Source organism: Hugenholtzia roseola DSM 9546 (genome assembly GCF_000422585.1).
In the GTDB taxonomy this organism is placed as follows: Bacteria; Bacteroidota; Bacteroidia; order Cytophagales; family Bernardetiaceae; genus Hugenholtzia; species Hugenholtzia roseola.
The window spans coordinates 39,920-59,293 of the sequence record NZ_AUGI01000038.1 but is presented as its reverse complement, the minus strand read 5'-3'; the positions used below and the strand labels follow the sequence as shown (position 1 = coordinate 59,293).

Genomic DNA, 19,374 nt, shown 5'->3' with positions numbered 1-19,374 from the left:
GCTGTTTTTTTAGTTCTATTATTCATTAAATATACTGTTTATGTCTTACAAATCTACCTCCCAAAGAGGAACACTCTTTCCAACAAGCATTCGTACTCTGATTTTATGCCTATTCTTTATGGGAATGGGACAGGTGCTTTCTGCGCAAACGCGCTTCGTCGACGATGCAATAGGCTCAAATGCCGCCAACGACTGCTCGAATGCAGGCACGCCTTGTGCTACAATTTCACATGCTATTTTGCAGGCAAACAATGGCGACCAGATAGAAGTATCGACAGGTACTTACAATGAAAACCTATTGGTCAATAAAAGCCTAACCTTCTATTCGGTAACTGGTAGTGTTACTATCATTGGCTCGAACATAGCCCCAGGTACAGTAACGATTCAAGCCAGCAATGTTACTTTTGGTCTGCCCACAGGCGGCGGTTTTATCTTTCAGGGCTATGACAACCCTGACCCGGGGGTAGAAAGGGCAGCCGTTTATGTGCAGGGCGCACAGAGCAATCTGACGATTCAAAATTGCACCATACAAGCCGATGGCGAAGCGGCTTTCCTAACCGAATTTGCCAATGCCGTTACAAATCTTACCCTTCGCAACAATACCTTTTCGGGCAAAACCTTTGTAGGCGCAACTCCTGCCGATTGTAACTTTACCAATCAATTCACAACCTTCAACGTGCCGCGCCAGTTGGTTACGATTCCTACGGGCAGCAACATTACTTTTATAGGAAATGTTTTAGTAGGCGAAACAGGGGGCGACAATCCTGCTTGTACCCCCGCAGGGCGTGGGCAGGGCAATACAGGCGTAACGATTGATGCCAATAATGTCCTGATTCAAAACAATCTCTTTGCTGTTACGACACGTGGTTTTGCAACCCAACTTCGCGCTCGTGGTACAAACGTGAGTGTTAGTTGCAACCGCTTTGAAAACACAGGCATGGGTATTGCGACAGGTCATATCTTCTTTGGCAACGCGACTCAATTTGCCAACGCCATGACAGGCGCGACTCCCAACACGCTTGCAGGTGTGGCTTCTGAAAACTCTTTTGAAGATGGCGCATATTTTACTACCAGCACAGGCATTGCTGCCAATGCTGCCCAAGTTGCGGCGATTCCACAAACGCCGATTGCGGTCAATACTACGCCTTTTGCCGCTAACATTACTTACAGTGGCACGATTTTCAACGAAGCCGCCGCCGATGATGGTTCTATTGGCAATACGCTTACCCTAACGGCTGTTTGCCCTATCTTTGCAGGAAATGCAGGTACAAATTTTGTCGGAGCGGGTTGGGCGACGGTTTCAAACCTCCCTGCGGGCTTGACGGCTCAAATCATAAAGGTAAATGACAATACGCTTACTTTTTCTTTGGTAGGAAATGCAAATCCACACACTGCCGCCGCTAATGTCAATAATTTGACGGTGGTTTTCAATAATGCAGCCTTTTCTGGTGGCATTACGGCAGCAACCGTAACGGGTGCTTCGCGTACCGATTTGCAGGTCTTATTTACAGGCACGCCGCCCGCAGGTGGTGGCGGTGGTGGCGGCACTGCTTCCTGCCCTGCCCCAACGAATCTTGTTGCAACGCCACAAAGCAGTAGCAGCATTTTACTTACTTGGGAAAATCAGCCTTCGGTGCTTTCGCATAACATTTATAGAAACAATACGCTTATCGCAAATGTAGATGCGCCCAATGGTAGCTTTTTAGATTCAGGATTAGTAGCCAGTCAGCAGTATTTATATAGAGTAGAGCCACTTTGTAGTGTCCAGAGCAATGTAACGACGGCTTCGGTACGTGGTCAGACCCTACCTGCGCCAATTTTCATCGAGGGCGTGCGCGAGGTCTGTGGCAGTGGGCGTGTGCTTTTGCGTGTATCGGGCAAAACAAATTGGCAGGGCGTTTATCGTTGGTATGAAACGCAAACCGCTACTACGCCTATTTTTGAAAGTGCAGATGGCACTTTCGAAACGCCTATTCTAACAGAAAGCCGCACTTATTACGTAAGTATTTTCGAATTGGGGCTGGAAGGTATCCGTCAGCCGATTGTGGCTTTGGTTAATCCAAGCTATACGGCTCAAATTTTAAACCCTGTGGATTCTACCAATACCCTCTATGTTTGTGGCAATGCAGTGGTCTTGAATGGCGAACCGCAGGCAGGAGCAAGTTATGCTTGGCGTTTGAATGGCTTTATCTTTGGTGGAGCAAACGCGCCTGATTTCGAGGCAAGAAGCAATGGTCTTTACGAGTTTTTGGTCATAAAAGGAAATTGTGTAGTGGCTTCTACGCCTATTCGCGTGCGTTTGAATTTCGCGCCTGCTGCCTCTATCCTAACCGAAAACAATAGAACCGTTTTTTGTAATTCCACTATCCTAACGGCGGCAGCTCCTGCTGAAAATAGCAATCCGCTCTCTTACGCTTGGTTTTTGGAAGGACAACCCATTGGCACAGGGGCGAGCATTGAAGCGACTCTTTCGGGTACATATTCCTTAGAAATTACCGACCAAGTGTTGGGTTGTGTAGGAAGAACAGAACGCCGCATTACCATTATCAGGCTGCCTGAAAGTTTGACTACCGTTGCTTCTGCGTTGGAATTTTGTGAGGGCGAGCGTGTGCAGCTTGGGGTCAATGAAATAGAGGGAGCGCGTTATGCCTGGTTTTACGAAGGCAGACGCTTGCCTTTCAATACGCCTCAAATTGAGGTAACGGAAGGCGGCACTTATTTGGTGACGGTACAAGTTTCGGGTTCGCCTTGTGTGGTTGCTTCCGACCCCATCGAGCTACTGCGCTACAATGCACCGCGCTTGCGCATCTTACAGCAAGGCAATGAATTGGTAGCAGGCATCACGCCTAACCCTTTAAACGGTCAGGTAGAAAGTTGGTCTTGGGAGGTTTTGGATAGAGAGCTTGCCGAATTTATACCCGTATCAGGTTCGCAAAATGTGGAACGCCTCACGCCTGCTTTCAATGCGACTTACCGTTTGAAAGTTTTGTATGGCGAAGGTTGTGAAGCCTTTTCAAATGGACGCACCTTTGTAGCTATCACCACTTCTACCGACGAGGTGGCACAGTTGGGATTGCGTCTTTTCCCGAATCCTACTCAAGAAAAAATCGCGATTCAGGGCAATTTGAAGGAATGGGCAGCCACTTCTGCCGTAGAGGTGCGCCTCTATGATGCACAAGGTAAGTGCGTTTGGGCGGTTGAAAGGCAGATAGAAGGCGATAATTTGTCGCTCGATTTGCCTGCTTTGCCCGTAGGACTCTACAATTTAATTTTGCAGACCCCACATCAGCAAGCCCATAAAACCCTTAGCTTTAAGTTTGTGAAAGAGTAGTTTTTTCGAATTGCTTTTCAAACGCCCTAAAATAGGGTAACTTTCAGCACAATTTTCAGTACAATTTTCGAGGCATCAAAATAGGCGCAAGATAGACTTGCCCTATTTTGATGCTTTTTATTTGGTTAGAAGTGTAGGTTTCAAAATATTATAGCTTTTTTAGCTTGGTCTATAAAAAATCCTAAAACTGTTGGGGCGAGGGTTCGTCTAAAATTCTTACATTTGTCAAAGTCGTCTTGCCGCAAGATTACACATTTGTTTCATTTTCAGCCCAAAAGCTACCCAAATGCCCCAAAAAGGGCAAATTATACCCTTCCAAATTGCTACACAAATTACCTCTTGATTATCAAAATGAGAACAACAAAACCCCCACTGCCTTTTGCCTTGCCCCTTTCCATCAGAGATTGGGTAGGATTGAGTTTGCTCCTCTGTGTCTTTTTTGTTCATAACACTATCAAGGCTCAAATCAATACCTTTCCACACTATCAAAATTTTGATGCCGCCAACGGAGGCTGGACAAGCTCTCTCCCTGATACTTGGCAATGGGGCAATCCTAATAAAGTTTATTTAGACGACGACGCAACAGGGGGCGGAAATTGTTGGGTTACCTATCTGGATTTCAACTACGAAAACAACGCCTTCTGGACATTAGAAACGCCCATTATTGATTTTTCAGCCTTCCCTACGGCGGCTTCGCTGCCCATTTTGGGTTTTGACCATGCCTTTATTACGGCAGGAACGGGAAATTTGGACGGACTCTTTATAGAATATACCACAGATGGCGTTACTTGGTCGTTATTAGATGAACCTACGGCGTTACAATGGTACAATGATGCCGCCAACGACTGGTGGGACGGCACTTCTACTGCCGTTTTGGGAGCAAAATGGAATACTTCTCTCACTTCGCTGCCTGCGGCTTTGGCAGGACAGGCGACGGTGCGCTTTCGCTTCGTACTGCAAAGCAATGCTTTTACCAACAACGAAGGTTGGGCAATAGATAATTTCTCGCTCACCCAAGAACCTGATGCCGCCATTACACAGATTGTCAGTGTGGCTTCGGGCGTATATGTAGATTTGACCAATAGCGAAACCATTTCTATTACGATTCAAAATCAGGGCGGCGGTGTGCTAACAGACCCTACCGTTTCTTATACCCTTTCAGGCGTAAATCAGACCGTAACCATTACCGAAACGATTGCAGGACTTTCTCTCAATCCTTTGGAAACACATACCTACAATTTTACTGCGCCTGCCAATATGATTTTTTTGGGCGACTACCTCTTGCAAGTTAGTATAGACCCTACTGCGAATGAGCAGAATTTAAATAACAATTCCCTAACGGCAAATATTACGCACTTCAATTATGATGTAAATGCAAATTGCGACCAAACCCTCTCTTTCGCCTATTACGATTGGGACGACGGCACGCTGCAAGGCTGGGTAGCAGACCCCATACCTGCCACTGTAATCATAGGCGACGGCTGGGAAGTTGCTACGCCGCTTTTCCCAGCAACTGTTACGGCAAGTTCGCCACCTTTTGCCTTAGTAACCAACGGAGATGGCGACTTTGCACGCCTCAATAATGGCACTTCGCGCGTAACTTCGCCTACCTATGACCTTTCTACTTATACTTCTGACCCCGATTTTCGCTTTAAATTGCTTGTGGCAAGCAATAATTTTGATGTCATGTGGGTAGAATATTCTTTCGACAATGGCACCACTTGGCAGTATTTAGACCAAATTCCACTTAGCACCAACTGGTACAATCAGGCAGCCTCCACTGTCGGAAACAACCTGACAGGTGGCTTAACTGCCAATACCGACCACCCCGGCGGCGTTGTTCCGCCCCTTTCTTGGGGAGGGGGAGATGGCGGCGGCGGCTTGGGCTACCCCACATGGACGGACGTTTCGCGCCCTCTTATCGGTTTTGCAGGGCAGGCGCAGGTAAAATTGCGCTTTGTTTTCTTCTCTACCTCGACCGTAGAAGGTGCAGGTTGGGCGATTGATGATGCCGTTATCGGTTGTATGAGTGCAGACGTGCCTACTATTAATTTCACCGCTACGCCGCAGTGTGAGGGCGTATTGCTGGATTGGACTGTTACAAATGCAGCCACAGCGACGGCTTTTTCCGTCCAAAGAACGGAAGATTTGACAGGCGCGACAGGTTGGATAGAAATTGCGCACACCCCTACCAACGTGTTTAGTTTTTTAGACCTTTCGGCACAACCAGATATTACCTACCGCTACCGCATTGTTTTTGAATATGCCGATGGCATGTATGATGTTTCTACGCCGCTCAATGTTACAGTAACCAATCCGCCTCTTGATTTGGGGGCAGATGTCGTGGCTTGCGACGAGCATAATTTACAAGCCCCTGCGGGCTTTGCCATTTATGAGTGGCGAAAAGGAGCAGACTTGCTGCCCAATAATACGCGAAACCTGACCGTAACCGAAACAGGAACTTATAGTGTGCGTGTGGAAACGGCACAAGGTTGCGAACAAACCGACGAAATTTACATCGAAATCAATCCTACGCCGACTTTGGATTTGGGTGCAGATATAGAGGCTTGTATCGATGACGCGCCCATTACGCTGACTGCCCCGACGGGTTTTGCTTCTTACCAGTGGCGCAGAAATGGCTCTTTGGTGGCAGGTCAGAATGGCAATACGTTGGAGGTTTCTCAATCGGGCTTGTATCGCCTGACCATTGAATCTGACGCAGGTTGTAGCACCTTCGACGAGGTACAGGTTACAATCAATGACCCTAATGTGGATTTGGGTGCAGATGTTTTCTCCTGTGTAGATGTTACGCTTACCGTTCCTTCTACTTTTGCTACCTATACTTGGACGCTGCCCGACGGCACGACGGTAACAGATGTTAATAGCATAACTGCCACAGAATCAGGCTTGTATAGTCTAACCGTTACCACCAACGGGGGCTGTAGCTCCTCCGACGAGGTCAATATAGATATTTCACAAACCACAACAGAAATTAGTCCGAATACCGAACAAAATATCTGCCCTGGTCAAGAAATTACCTTTACCGCCACAGGAAACGCCGATACGTATAGCTTCCGCAGAAATGGCATCGAGATTGGCACAGGCACAACTCTGACTTTCGCGCCTTGGGACGACGACGAAATTTGGGTAGTCGGAACGGTTACTGCCACAGGTTGTATTGCCGTTAGTGAGAAAGTTAAAATCAATCACTATGCTGTTCCTACGGTTGATATCGGCGTAGATAGGTTTAAATGTGTAGGCGATACGGCAATTATCGTCGCGACGATGCCCGAACCTACTAATTTTATCTATGATTGGCGCAAATATGATTTTGATAATGATATTTGGGCGCAAGTAGGAAATGGCAACGATACCCTTTTTGCCTTAGATACAGGTTGGTATAAAGTTCGTTTGCAGAATGTTACAACAGGTTGCGAAGGCTTTTCTAATGCCATTTTCCTCTACGATTACGACACTTTAAAAGTGGATATTGGTAAGGATAGATATGTTTGCGACCCTTCCGATTTGCCTTTCCGCTTAGTGGCTGCCGACCTTTCGCACCCCAATAGCGTCGTCTATGAATGGTATGAAACGGGCGATAATACCATTTTGGGTACAGATTCTACCTATGATGTGCCACAAGAAGGCTTCTATTCCGTCATTGTCAAAGACCTTTTGCGCGGCTGCGAAGTGCGCGATACCGTCCGAATCCAACTCAAACCCGACCCTGATTTTGAGATTATCGGACATGATGATTTTCTTTGTGGTGAAAAAGATACTTTGTATTTGGAAGTTACCAATATTGAAAACTACCTTATCGCTTGGAACGGCGTGGGCGTAGAAACGGTAGCGGCTAATGGTTTGAGTGCGATTGTCAACCGCAGCGGCACTTATACAGTTACGGTTACGGATACTACTTTTGGTACAATTTGTAGTACAAGTAAAAGTGTAGATGTAAATGTAAAGCCTAAAATTATTTTAGACCTTGAAGATGATGAAATTGTCGCCTGTCAAACCGATACGCTTCGTTTTGATGCCTTCAATTTCACCCATGAGCCTGACTATGAATACCTTTGGCGAAATTTAGCCACAGCAGAAGTGGTATCTGATAATTCAAACGTTGAAATTGTTTTTGAAGATAGCTACACGCCCACACGCTTCGAAATTCAGGTTACCGACGCGGCAGGTTGTCAGGTGCGCGATACAATTACCGTCCGTTTCGAGCGGCAGTCGCAAGTGGAAATTTTGGAAACTTATGCCCAAGCTGCTTGTGCAGGCGAAACCATCAACCTAACAGCACAGGGCGCGGATACCTACACGTGGTCGGCTTCTTATGGCAGCATTTCAGGCACAGGCGCAAATGCAACTTTCTCTTCTGATAGTGCAGGAATATTTCAAATTATTGTCAAAGGTGGCTTCCCAACAGGTTGTCCTGAAAGCAGCGATACCGTTTCGGTCAGAATTTTAAACAATCCTACTTTAAATTTGCCTACTGAAATTGTACTTTGCGAGTCGGATAGTGTTACTTTATCTGCCTTTTTGCCTACCCATCAGCCCCGTTATCAATACGAGTGGCGTGATGCAGCAGGCAGTTTGTTGTCGGATAGCGTTGTTTATACCTTCTCTTTTGATAAATTAGCCGAACCAACTTATGAACCACAGAGCTATCAAGTGCGCGTCTTTGACGAGGTCTTGGGAGCTACTTGTGAGGCAATTTCGGAAATAACAGTGCGCTTTACCCGCCAATCGCAGGTAGAAATTGTCGCCTTAGATACGGTAACTTGTATCGGCGATAGTATCGTTTTGCAGGCACAAGGCGGCGATAGTTTCGCTTGGTATGAGCGAAATGGTTTGGTAGATAGTTTGATTTCTACTCAAAATTCTGTAACGGTAAGTCGTTCAAAAGCAGGGCTTTACCCCTACATTTTGCGCGGCACTTACGAGGGCAGCGTTTGCGATAGTACAGAAAGTATAATATGGTTGGAATTTGTTGCGCCCCCTGTGGTGAGCCTCAATCAGCCCGATACGGTCAGCATTTGCACCACCGATAGCCTGCTGCTTATTGCCAGCGGTGCGGTGCGTTATGAGTGGCTGCACGCGCCCAATCTTGCCAATGACAGCCTGACGGTCAGACCCAACGACACGACGCTTTATGTCGTAAAAGGTTACAATGAAACAGGTTGTTTTAGTTATGATAGTGTGGTAGTTTTGGTACAACCCAAAGTAGAGTTGGGCGAGCCACGCGAATATTGCGAAGGCGAGCGCGATACCTTGCGCGTATTGCGTCCGCAGGGAGCAGAATTTTTGTGGAGTACAGGTGAAAGGGGCGATAGCTTGGTTATTTTCCGAAGCGGCACTTATATCCTAACCGTAAGCATTGGCGAGTGTAGCTATCGCGATACCTTAGAAGTTCGTTATAGAAATTTACCCAGATTATCGTTAAAAGACACAACTTTGTGCTTTGAAGATAGCCTCTATGGGCAGCGCGTAAGCTATCAATATGGCGTTTCGGTGCTAAATTACGATAGCACAGCCACTTATGCCTATGTGTGGCAAGATGCAGAAGGGAATATCATCAGCACCGATTCGCTGGTCGAAATTGGGCAGGGCGGCGCGTATCAAGTCAGTGTAACCGCCACTTACGACAAGGGTTGTGCCGCACAAACGGCAATGCTTATCGAGGAAGTGTGTCCGCCGACGCTTTACATTCCCGATGCCTTCTCACCCAACGCCGATGGTTTGAATGATGAATGGAAAATCTTTGGCTCTTATTGGTCTAATATGCGAATTAGAGTCTATAACGCTTGGGGGCAATTAGTTTGGTATGCCAACTATCGCGACGACAAAGACAGCGTAAAATGGTGGGACGGCACGCACAACGGAAAACACGTTCCAACAGGCGTTTATCTCTACGAGCTGACTTTCACACCCAAAAATGCACCCAGTAGAACACTTGTTAGGTCAGGGAAAGTTTCTATTGTAAAGTAAAAGCTAAGACAAAGACAACAACAAACCCATAAAGCGAAAACTTTATGGGTTTTGTTTTTAATAAATTTTCTACCAAATGGGCAGAAGGAAAATTCTACCCTATCGAGCCGCTTTTGCCTACATAAAATAGCTTCTGCAATAGCTCTCGAATCTCACTTGTTTTTTTGCACAAGACTTGTTTTTTCTATAACTTGCTATGATTTGAAGCGCAAAGCAAAAAGCTATATTTCTGTTTCCCACTCTCGAATATAGCCACTTGTATTCAAGTTTTTTTTAATTCAAACATGTTTTTACTTTGTAACAAAAAAATATTTCATCTAAAAGACTATGAAAAAAGCAAATCGTTGGATAGCCTTAGGCGCGATTTTGGGAGCTTTGGCAGTGGCTATAGGGGCTTTTGGCGCACACGCCCTTAAAGACCTTTTGGCACAAACAGGCAGAACCGCTACTTTCGAAACGGCAAGTCGTTATCATTTCTATCACGCGCTTGCGCTCATTGGCTTGGGACTTTCGCATTTTCACTTTCAGAATCGCTACAACGAGATAGCGGGCGGTCTTTTTTTAGTAGGGATTGCGATTTTTTCAGGCTCACTCTACCTACTTTGCTTAACGGGAATTACTTGGTTAGGGGCAATTACGCCCATTGGTGGCGTAGCCCTGATTGTGGCTTGGGTTTTATGGGGGATTGGGTTTCTTTCTAAAAAATGAAGAGGAAGCCAAATTCTTCATTTGGTAGGATAGTATTTTTTATTTATTTTTGTATTGGTTGGAATCTATTGAAGTTGTCCTCACAACTGCTCTTCTTAATCCAAACCCACAACCACAAATAAAAAAAGATGCCTTTAAATTGGAACGAAATAAAAGACCGCGCCCTGAAATTTTCGAAAGAATGGGCAAGCACTTCAAATGAAGAAGCAGAGGCAAAACCTTTTTTAGATGCTTTTTTTGAAGTGTTTGGAATTTCACGCCGAAAAATTGGCACTTTCGAATACAGAGTCAAAAAATTAGACGACGGAAGTGGCTATATAGACATGCTCTGGAAGGGAACTATTTTGGTAGAAATGAAAAGTAGGGGCAAAAATCTCGACAAAGCCTTCGAACAAGCCAAAGCATATACGCACGGACTCAAAGAACACGAGCTGCCCAAATATATTTTGGTCTGCGACTTCGAGCGGTTTCGTTTGTACGATGTCGAAGAAAGTACCACAGTTGAATTTAATTTGAATAATTTAGTTAAAAATGTGCATCATTTTACCTATTTATTAGGCTATCAAAAAAAGATTTACAAAGAGCAAGACCCTGCCAACATCAAAGCTGCCGAGTCGATGGGCAAGCTACACGACCGCTTAGAGGAGATTGGCTATACAGGACATCCGTTAGAAGTGTATTTAGTGCGAATTTTATTTTTACTATTTGCCGAAGATACCAATATTTTTAATAAACAACTATTTCAAGAATATATTGAACAGCGTACTAATGTTGATGGAAGCGACCTTGCAGCCAAATTGCAGGAGCTTTTTCAGGTACTCAATACGCCCAAAGCGCAACGTTTTAAAAATATTGACGAACAACTCAACGAATTTCCGTATGTAAATGGAAAACTTTTTGAAGAAGTTTTGCCTGTAGCAAGTTTTGATAGCAAGATGCGGCAGGCACTTTTGGAGTGTTGTTATATCGATTGGAGCAAAATTTCTCCTGCTATTTTTGGCTCTATGTTTCAAAGTGTCATGAATCCGAAGGAACGCCGCAACTTGGGAGCGCATTATACCAGCGAAACAAACATTTTAAAACTTATCAAACCACTTTTTTTAGATGAACTTTGGAAAGAATTTGAAACTATAAAAGATAATAAAAATAAGCTAACTGATTTCCACAAAAAATTAAGTAGCCTAAAATTTCTCGACCCTGCCTGCGGTTGTGGCAATTTCTTGGTGGTTACTTATCGCGAATTGCGCCTATTAGAATTAGAGGTAATTCGTTTTTTGAATAAAAAAGGACAAGGTTTTTTAAATGTGAATCAGGCAGTTTGGGTAGATGTAGACCAATTTTACGGCATAGAGTACGAGGATTTTCCCGCACAAATCGCACAGGTAGCCATGTGGCTCATCGACCACCAAATGAACATGAGGGTAAGCCTCGAATTTGGACAATATTTTGTGCGCCTACCTTTACAAAAGGCGGCTAAAATTGTGCAGGCAGACGCATTAGAAACGGATTGGGAATCGATTGTTTCTAAAAAAGAACTTTCCTATCTTATCGGCAATCCTCCTTTTATTGGTTCTAAACTCATGACACAATTTCAGCGCGACCAAATCACAAAAGGATTTGAAAATAGAGTGGGCAGTGGCGTTTTGGATTATGTAACAGGTTGGTATGTAAAAGCTGCGAAATATATTCAAAAAACAACTATAAAAGTTGCCTTTGTTTCTACTAATTCTATTGTGCAGGGCGAACAAACTGCCATTCTTTGGGGCTATTTGATGAAAAAATACGGCATCAAAATTCATTTTGCGCATCGTACTTTCAAATGGAGCAATGAGGCAAAGGGAAATGCCGCCGTTTATTGTATCATTGTCGGTTTTGCGGCTTTTGATACTGAAAACAAACGCCTTTTTGACTACGAAGACATCAGAGGTGAGGCGCATGAAATTAAGGCAAAAAATATCAATCCTTATCTAATTGATGCCAAAGATATTGTAATTGAAAAAAGACGAGAACCAATTTGTGAAGTTCCTAAGATAGTTTTTGGTAATATGCCCAATGATGGGGGACATTTACTTTTTACAGACGACGAAAAAGAGGCATTTTTAAAAAAAGAACCCAGAGCCGAAAAATACATCAAACCCATGCTTTCCGCTTATGAATTTTTAAATGGAGAAAAGAGGTGGTGTCTGTGGCTTGTTGGCATTGAGCCAGATGTGCTAAAATCTATGCCCGAAGTTATGAAAAGGATAAATGCTGTAAAAGAATATAGACTAAAAAGTACAAGAGAAGCAACAAAAAAATTGGCAAAAGTGCCTGCTTTATTCGGAGAAATAAGACAACCTTCCAGCAAATATATTCTTATACCAAGAGTTAGTTCTGAAAATCGTACTTATATTCCAATGGGTTTTTTTGATGATTCAATTATTGTAAGCGATACTTGTTTATCTGTAAATAGTAGTGCTACTCTTTATCATTTTGGCATTTTACAATCCTCCATGCACATGGCGTGGGTAAAAAATGTTTGTGGCAGGCTAAAAAGCGATTTTCGTTATTCCAATGAAATTGTTTATAATAACTTTCCTTGGGCAGAAAATCCTACCGAAAAGCAAATAAAAGCCATTGAAAAAGCGGCTCAAAAGGTCTTAGATGCCCGTCAGAAGTTTCCCAATAGCAGTCTTGCCGCCCTTTACGACCCTTTGGTGATGCCGCCTGCCTTAGTGAAAGCCCATGCGGAATTAGATAAAGCCGTCGATTTGGCATACCGTCCGCAGCCCTTTACGAGCGAAGCGAATCGCATGGAGTTCTTGTTTGGACTTTATGAAAAATATACTGCCGATTTATTTACAAAAGAAAAAACCAAAAAGCGGAAAAAGTAAAAAATTGCTTGTCTTTGTCCCCTTTCTTTCTCATAAATAGACACAAAAAATCTAAAAATTATCTTGTAATCTATAAAAATCTTACTATAAAAAGTATGAAAGTGGCTCAAAAAATATGGCAAGATTTGCTTTCACTTTTCTATCCCGACCTTTGCTTGGCTTGCAAAGAGGTTTTGGTAGGGAATGAAAATTGCATTTGTACGAATTGTTTGTATGAACTGCCTAAGACCGACTACCATCGAATCCCCCAACAGAACGAGGTTTGTACTAAATTTTGGGGCAAAGTGCCGATTCATTATGGCTTGGCGTATCTCTTTTTTAGGAAAAGTACGGCGGTTCAGCAGCTTATGTTCGCGCTCAAATATCAGGGGCAGGCTGATGTGGGCTTGTTTTTGGGCGAACTTTTCGGGCGCGAACTCTACAAGGCAGGTTTTACGCAGCAGGGCGAGTATGGCACTTTCGACGCTATCCTCCCCATTCCGCTGCACCCGCGCAAGGAAGCGAAGCGCGGCTACAACCAAAGTGCTTATTTTGCACAGGGGCTTTCGGCAGGTTTGCAGGTAGCGGTGCGCGCGGATATTTTGGTTCGCAAAATCGAAACCCAGACCCAAACACAGAAAGACCGTTTGCAGCGTTTTGAAAATATGAAAAGCGTCTTTGCGATTGAAAATAGGGAAAGTATCGTGGGAAAGCACCTCCTTTTGGTCGATGATGTCATCACCACAGGCGCAACGCTCGAATCTGCCCTGCATTTGCTTTTAGAAAATGGCGCAGCCAAAGTAAGTGTAGGCGCGATTGCGGTAGCGGCACGATAGCGGAATAGATAGAATAGGTAGGTAGGGTATGTAAAGAAAAGCCGATTTTCTTTACACGTCCTGCCTGATATGTAAAGAAAAGCCGATTTTTTTTACACGTCCTTTTGAGCAGACACACAAAGCGGCTATTTTATAGGTAGATTTTCGCCCTCTTTGCCAAGAAATAAGTCAAAAAGCGGCTGATTGATGTAATAGTTGCTTTTTTCTATTTTTACTTTTCTCAATAAACCGTCTTTTGTCAAAACGTTCAGATATTTTGTAGCCGTAGGGCGTGACACACTTAAATCTTTTTCTATGAACTCTACTTTGGTATAGGGGTGCTTAAAAAGGTTGTTTAGTAAATCTTGACTATAAAATTTGTGTTTGTTTCTAATTTTATGTTTATAGTCTTGCATTAGATTTTTTATTTTTTGTATTAAAATAATAGTTTCCTGTGCAGTTTCCTCTACGCCATCGAGCATAAAAAGTATCCAATCTTCCCAATCGTTGGTGTCTCTTACTGCTTGTAGTTTCTGATAGTAAGCCTGTTTGTTTCGGATAATATAACGACTCAAATATAAAATAGGTAAATCGAGCAGGTTTTGCAAAATCAGATACAAAATATTGATAATCCGCCCTGTACGTCCGTTGCCGTCATAGAAAGGGTGAATACTCTCAAATTGAAAATGAATAATTGCCATCTTTACCAAAGGGTCAAGGTCTGAAAGTTCAGGGTCATTGATAAACTTTTCTAAGTTCGTCATTAAATTACTAATTGTATCAAAATCTTGTGGAGGCGTGTAAATTACCTCCCCTGTTTGGGCATTTTTGAGTGTCGTCCCTGCTTGCCGTCTGAAACCTGCTTTATTTTGTTCTAAAATTTCTTGAATTTGGATAATGTGATTTGCCGTTAGTAAGCCTTTTTGCTGCACAATTTCAAAACCCTTTTTGAGCGCGTTTGCATAGTTTTGTACCTCTTTGGTGGCTAATGAACTAACTAAGTTCTCGAAAATATCTGCCTTAAAAAGTTCGTCGTGTGTAGTGATGATATTTTCTACTGCCGAACTATCTTTTGCCTCTTGTAAAACAAGCGTGTTTATCAGAATTGCCTCGTTGGGAATTGTCTTGGCGATACTTTTGAGTTCTGCCAACGCCCTACCAGCCAAGGTTGTTTTCTTCAAAACAACTTTCGTTTCTACCTCAAAAGAAAAGGGTAATACTTGAATTTCGTACATTTTCTTAGCCTCAACGCTTTTCAGCAGCAAGCGTCTGTTTGTCAAATGGTTATACTTTTTAGTAGCACTATTTTTTAGTGATGAAATAGGCTAAATATTGGATTGCTATTTATTTAGCCTTCAAAAGGGCGCAGAGTGGATGTAGACTGGGCGTTTCTACTCTTTTTTTAAGCCAAAACCCTAAGTCTTTTGCAAAGAGCTTAGGGTTCGAAGTTGCTTCGTTTGTGGTCTTATCGCTTACTGCACCGAAGTTTCGATATAATCGCGATACTCAATCGTGCGTTGCGTAGGGTCGCTATGAGCTAAGTCGAGCATGCCAAACCCTTGTTGGGTAAATTCGCCCAAACCCGAAAAGAAGATAAAACGCTGCACTTCGGGCGCAGCATAGAGTACGAAGGGGAAGGTATAGCCACGCACTTCGGCTTGTTTGCCGTCGTCGGAAACGGAATAGATGCGGGCAAATTTTTTGTCTGATTGTTGAACGCGGTCTAAATAGCGGCGGTCTGGCACTACTTGGAAGCGATAAAATTCCGCAATTTGGGCAGGAGTGAAATAGCCCGAACCCTCCATGCGCGTCATCGTAGATTCGTAGAGTAGGTCGGAAAATTTGTCGGTAGTAGGCAAAATAAATTCCTTCAAATCGCGATACACATTAAAACCTGCAATTACCAACGGCGCGATACAGACAAATTTCATCATTTCGCTAAATTCAGGCATTACCTCTTCCTCTACACTTTCAGGTTCTAATTCCAACTCGCCGACCTGCCAAAGGGGTTGCGAAAAAATCTTGCGCAGTAGGTGGTTGCCCAATTCGCGCTCGATGGTAGAAAAGACAAGCGTAACACGACGTGAGCAGTAGTGTAGCCCCTTGCGGCTAATGCGCGTTTGTCCTTTTAGCCCTGAAAAATTATACAATAACTTGGTATTTTCCACAGCCCTTGCCGAAACGTAATCATCTAAGAGTGTCTCGATAAGGTCGGAAAAAAGGTATTGGTGGTAGAAAGGCAACGCGCCGCCGCGGTTGCGCAATCCAAAGATAATACGTACTCTCATTTGCTTATAGATTTAAAAATTAAGTTGCGAATAAAAAGACAAGGTTAGAACGATACAACTTCAAAAAAGCTGTAAGGTTGGGTATGCGATAAAAGTTTGTCGAGCGACTCTAAAATTAGTGTTTATGAACGGTATCGGCAAGAAGATAGGTAGTTTTTCAAATACAAATCTTTCCAACTATTTACAAAAAAACTACACGCTGTTTTGCAAACGATTCATAATCGCTATGCTTTTCCAAACTTCTACAAAAATTTGAAATTTTAAACCAAGATAACGTCAGGACTGAAATTGCGCCCATACGTCTTCACTTAGTTTTTGGGTCAGGGTTTCTACAAAGTAGCTCCCTGCTAAGGGCGCATTGACTTTGTCAAAATAGGCTTCTTCGGTTAGAATTAGCGACACATTTCGCGCCATGCGTTGCGCTAAGGCGTGTCCCGCAGGGGTAGGTGGGGCAAAGGGCAAGACTGAAAGCGAGTCGCAACCGCCCAAGATGGCAGACATGGCTTGCGTCGTGTTGCGTATCAAATTGGTGTGCGTATCCGCTTCTTGCGCCCAGAGGCGTGTGTAGGTATGGATTCGAATGGCTTTTGCCACTTCTGCCAATGGCTTCGCGCTTGTTTGAGCGGCAATAAAGGCGGCTAATTTGCGTAGGCTCATCTGAATGGCTATCGCCAAAAAGTAATTGTCTATTTGTGGCAAAGAAAAACCTACCTGTGTGAAAGAAAACGGTTCTTTTTCAAGCACTTGCAAAAGTTGCGTATATTTTTTCAGAGCCTTAGCAAGGGCTACATTCCACGCTTGCGTTTCCTCAATTTCTATCATAAAACACTGAAAATGAGGCATTTTTGCAAAAATATTGCGGCTTAGGGAACTGTCTAAATTGGCTTCTTCGCCTGCTGCCTTGCAAAAGCCTACAATTTGGGGCAATGTTTCGGCATCTTGGCTCTGGTGCAAGTAGGTGGCGTATGCTTCTAAAAAGTCTTTTTTATCCAAATTATTTTCTAAAACAAAACTAATTTGGCAATAAGGCAATAAAATATTTTCTAATAGGCTTTCAAAGAATGAAACCGAAACAGAGGGTAGTGAAATTCCGAACAAAATACCATCTGCCCCACTATTGAGTTGGGAAAGGGCTTCTTTGTTGGCTGCAACGGGGTCGCCTACTTCCAAATAGGGCAGATTCTGCCAATGGCGTGCCTTCCCTTGTTCGGGGGCGGCAGCATAGTAGGGGTTGGGGCTAAATTTTGTGGTAGTGCGGTCGTAATAGGCTTCTATTTCCACTTTCGGGACGATTTCCCAAGTTAAAAGCTCTTGATAGGAAAGATTTTTGAGTTCTTTTTCTGCAAGCGCACGCCAAGTTTTTTTGTCCGTAGGGGCAAAGTCTGAAAAAATGCCGTTTGTATCCATATCAAAATTAAAAATTCTAAGCCAAGAATGAAAAAAACGAAAGGGGGGAGTTTTCGTTTGAAAGAAGGGGGGACGTTTTATGATGCAAAGTTACGAAAGAACTTCGGGTTAAAATAGTATATCTTGACTTTTGCACCTCATTTGTTAGTTTTTGGGCAATTTTTACCAAAAAAAGAAGCAGGCAGGGCTTTTGTTTTTTTAAGAAAAGGCGATAAGTTATTGAAAATGAGTGTGTTATGGCTTTTAAAACGCATCTCGCTCGCCTGCGGCTACAAAATTTTCTTTTGAAAACAGTGTTAGATTTGGGCTTAAAAGCGTATTTTTTTGAAGTATCTTATCTTTTTTCAATCATTTCGCCCGTCAGAGGTCGGCAAGTTCATAAAAAAGGCTTCACTAAAAAGACCTCATAAAAAAGACCCTAAGTGAGTTTTTCTCTTAGGGTCTTCTTTCAAAAATAGGAATTTGTTTGTCCTACAAATTCAATTCCTACAATTTAACCTTGATTTTTTCGGAATAGTATTCCTTTTCGTCGCGCTTGGTGCGAAACTGTACGTGCAGTTCCTTGCCGTCTAAGGGACGCTCAAAGGTGCTTAGAACATCATAGACTTCCCACTTATCGGCTTTCATTTCGGCACTGTTGGAGATTTGTACTTCGGTAGCACCTGCTGCATAGAGGCGAATTTCAGCGGTTTTCTTGTCATTTTTCTTAGGACTAACCGAAGAGCCTATCGCCAAAGGCGGAATGGTGCTGTCTTGTTCTTCTAATTGGCTATAAGAGTACATTATCAAGTTGAAGACCGTAGATTGATTGGCAGTGCGGAGTTGCTCGTCGTTTTCTACCATCTTCATGTACTTCAAATAGGTATCCACTGCCTCTGTATGTCTGCCCAAAATTTGATAGACATCACCCAACGTTGCCGTAATGCTGGCAGCGGCTACGCCTTCGCCTGCGGCTTCAATCGTTTGGAGTGCCAATTCTTCGGCTTCGGTATAATTTCCCAACTTCAAACTAAGTTGAATCATCAAATTAACGCCATCTAAATGAGCAGCCGAATTAAGTCCGTCGCTTTTGATTGTACCATCAGTATAATTTTGATAGTATTCTTGCGCTTTTTCGTAGTCGTACTCACGCTCATAGTGTTCGCCTAATAAGCGCAGGTAGGGCAAATTGCCTGCCTTTGCCTTGCTCATGACCTCGTCTAAACTGCTCAATACCACTTTTTCGAAAAAGATTTCGTCGTCGTAGCGTTCGCCTTCTTGTAGGCTGATGATGTCGGCATCAAGGGGTAGAGGTTCGAAGGCAAGTGTAAAATAGCGCACGCTCATCATCTCGCACTTGATAGTGCCAAAGGGCGATTCCTTGTCGGTAGCCCCTTTGAGTGCATAGGGCTTGCCCTGATAGATGATTTTGAAGGCTTGATAGGTGTTGGGCTGGTGTAAGGTGTATTCCAAACCCTCGAAGCAGCTAAATTCGAAGCTAATATGCGTCGCTTCGGGCAGCAATTCGACGCTTTGCACCACCAAATGCTCGCTATTGGTTTTCGAAACTAAGGGATTTTGAATGGTTTTGCCTTGTGCCAAAAGCGAAAAAGGAAAAAGCAAGAGGCTGGCGAAGGTGTAGCATAGAAGAAAAGCGTATTTCATAAGTGCTTCTACTTTTGGGGATAGTGATAAAAAAGGTGTGAAACAAGTTGTATAGAAAAGATAACGAAAATGCAAATTAGGTTTGTGAGTTTCTAAGCCCTGTGCATATTTTTACTTGCAAGAACAAGACCACAAAAAAGGGCTTGCCTTCTTGTCAAAAGGGAAAGACTCCCTTTCCCTTGCCAAATTTATGCAAATTTTATCGAAAAAAGCATAAGCCTTTCGCCTTACACACTTTTTTTTGCGTAAAAAACCAACGCAAGCTCTCTCTGTTCCGTTAAAATGCGATTAAACAACTTTATCTAACAAAAAAGGTTCTGAAAAAAGTAAAAAAAGACGAT

9 protein-coding genes are annotated in these 19,374 nt (G+C 43.4%); 5 read left to right on the top strand and 4 right to left on the bottom strand.

What is annotated here, in order from left to right; translation table 11 throughout:
• Positions 1-40: 40 nt before the first annotated feature.
• From G500_RS0104170 to G500_RS0104145, 5 genes are all read left to right on the top strand, one after another.
• Positions 41-3,331 carry an Ig-like domain-containing protein gene (locus G500_RS0104170; RefSeq protein WP_086047804.1) on the top strand — a complete coding sequence of 1,097 codons (3,291 nt, stop codon included), beginning with the start codon at positions 41-43 and terminating at the stop codon, positions 3,329-3,331.
• Positions 3,332-3,682: 351 nt separating this feature from the next.
• Positions 3,683-9,319, top strand: coding sequence for a T9SS type B sorting domain-containing protein (locus G500_RS0104165; RefSeq protein ID WP_154657006.1), 5,637 nt, complete (start codon positions 3,683-3,685; stop codon positions 9,317-9,319).
• A 327-nt stretch (positions 9,320-9,646) separates the two neighbouring features.
• On the top strand, positions 9,647-10,027 hold the full coding sequence (locus G500_RS0104155) for a DUF423 domain-containing protein (RefSeq protein ID WP_027001672.1): 381 nt from the start codon (positions 9,647-9,649) through the stop codon (positions 10,025-10,027).
• A gap of 128 nt (positions 10,028-10,155) precedes the next feature.
• Complete coding sequence (locus tag G500_RS26350; protein ID WP_027001671.1) at positions 10,156-12,900, top strand: class I SAM-dependent DNA methyltransferase; 2,745 nt, start codon at positions 10,156-10,158, stop codon at positions 12,898-12,900.
• 95 nt (positions 12,901-12,995) lie between these two features.
• Entirely contained in the window at positions 12,996-13,715 is a 720-nt protein-coding gene (locus G500_RS0104145; RefSeq protein WP_027001670.1) for a ComF family protein, read from the top strand.
• A gap of 125 nt (positions 13,716-13,840) precedes the next feature.
• Here the strand turns inward: G500_RS0104145 and G500_RS0104140 are convergent, their stop codons facing one another.
• The 4 genes from G500_RS0104140 to G500_RS0104110 form a co-directional block, all read right to left on the bottom strand.
• Positions 13,841-14,929: a Fic family protein gene (locus G500_RS0104140; RefSeq protein ID WP_027001669.1), complete on the bottom strand. Its 1,089-nt coding sequence runs from the start codon at positions 14,927-14,929 to the stop codon at positions 13,841-13,843.
• 237 nt (positions 14,930-15,166) lie between these two features.
• Positions 15,167-15,982: a CRISPR-associated endoribonuclease Cas6 gene (locus G500_RS22275; RefSeq protein WP_051203272.1), complete on the bottom strand. Its 816-nt coding sequence runs from the start codon at positions 15,980-15,982 to the stop codon at positions 15,167-15,169.
• 276 nt (positions 15,983-16,258) lie between these two features.
• Positions 16,259-17,389: a methylmalonyl-CoA mutase family protein gene (locus G500_RS0104130; protein WP_027001668.1), complete on the bottom strand. Its 1,131-nt coding sequence runs from the start codon at positions 17,387-17,389 to the stop codon at positions 16,259-16,261.
• 486 nt (positions 17,390-17,875) lie between these two features.
• Positions 17,876-19,033 (bottom strand): tetratricopeptide repeat protein, encoded by a 1,158-nt coding sequence (locus tag G500_RS0104110; RefSeq protein ID WP_027001667.1) that lies wholly within the window; start codon positions 19,031-19,033, stop codon positions 17,876-17,878.
• Between the last annotated feature and the right edge of the window lie 341 nt (positions 19,034-19,374).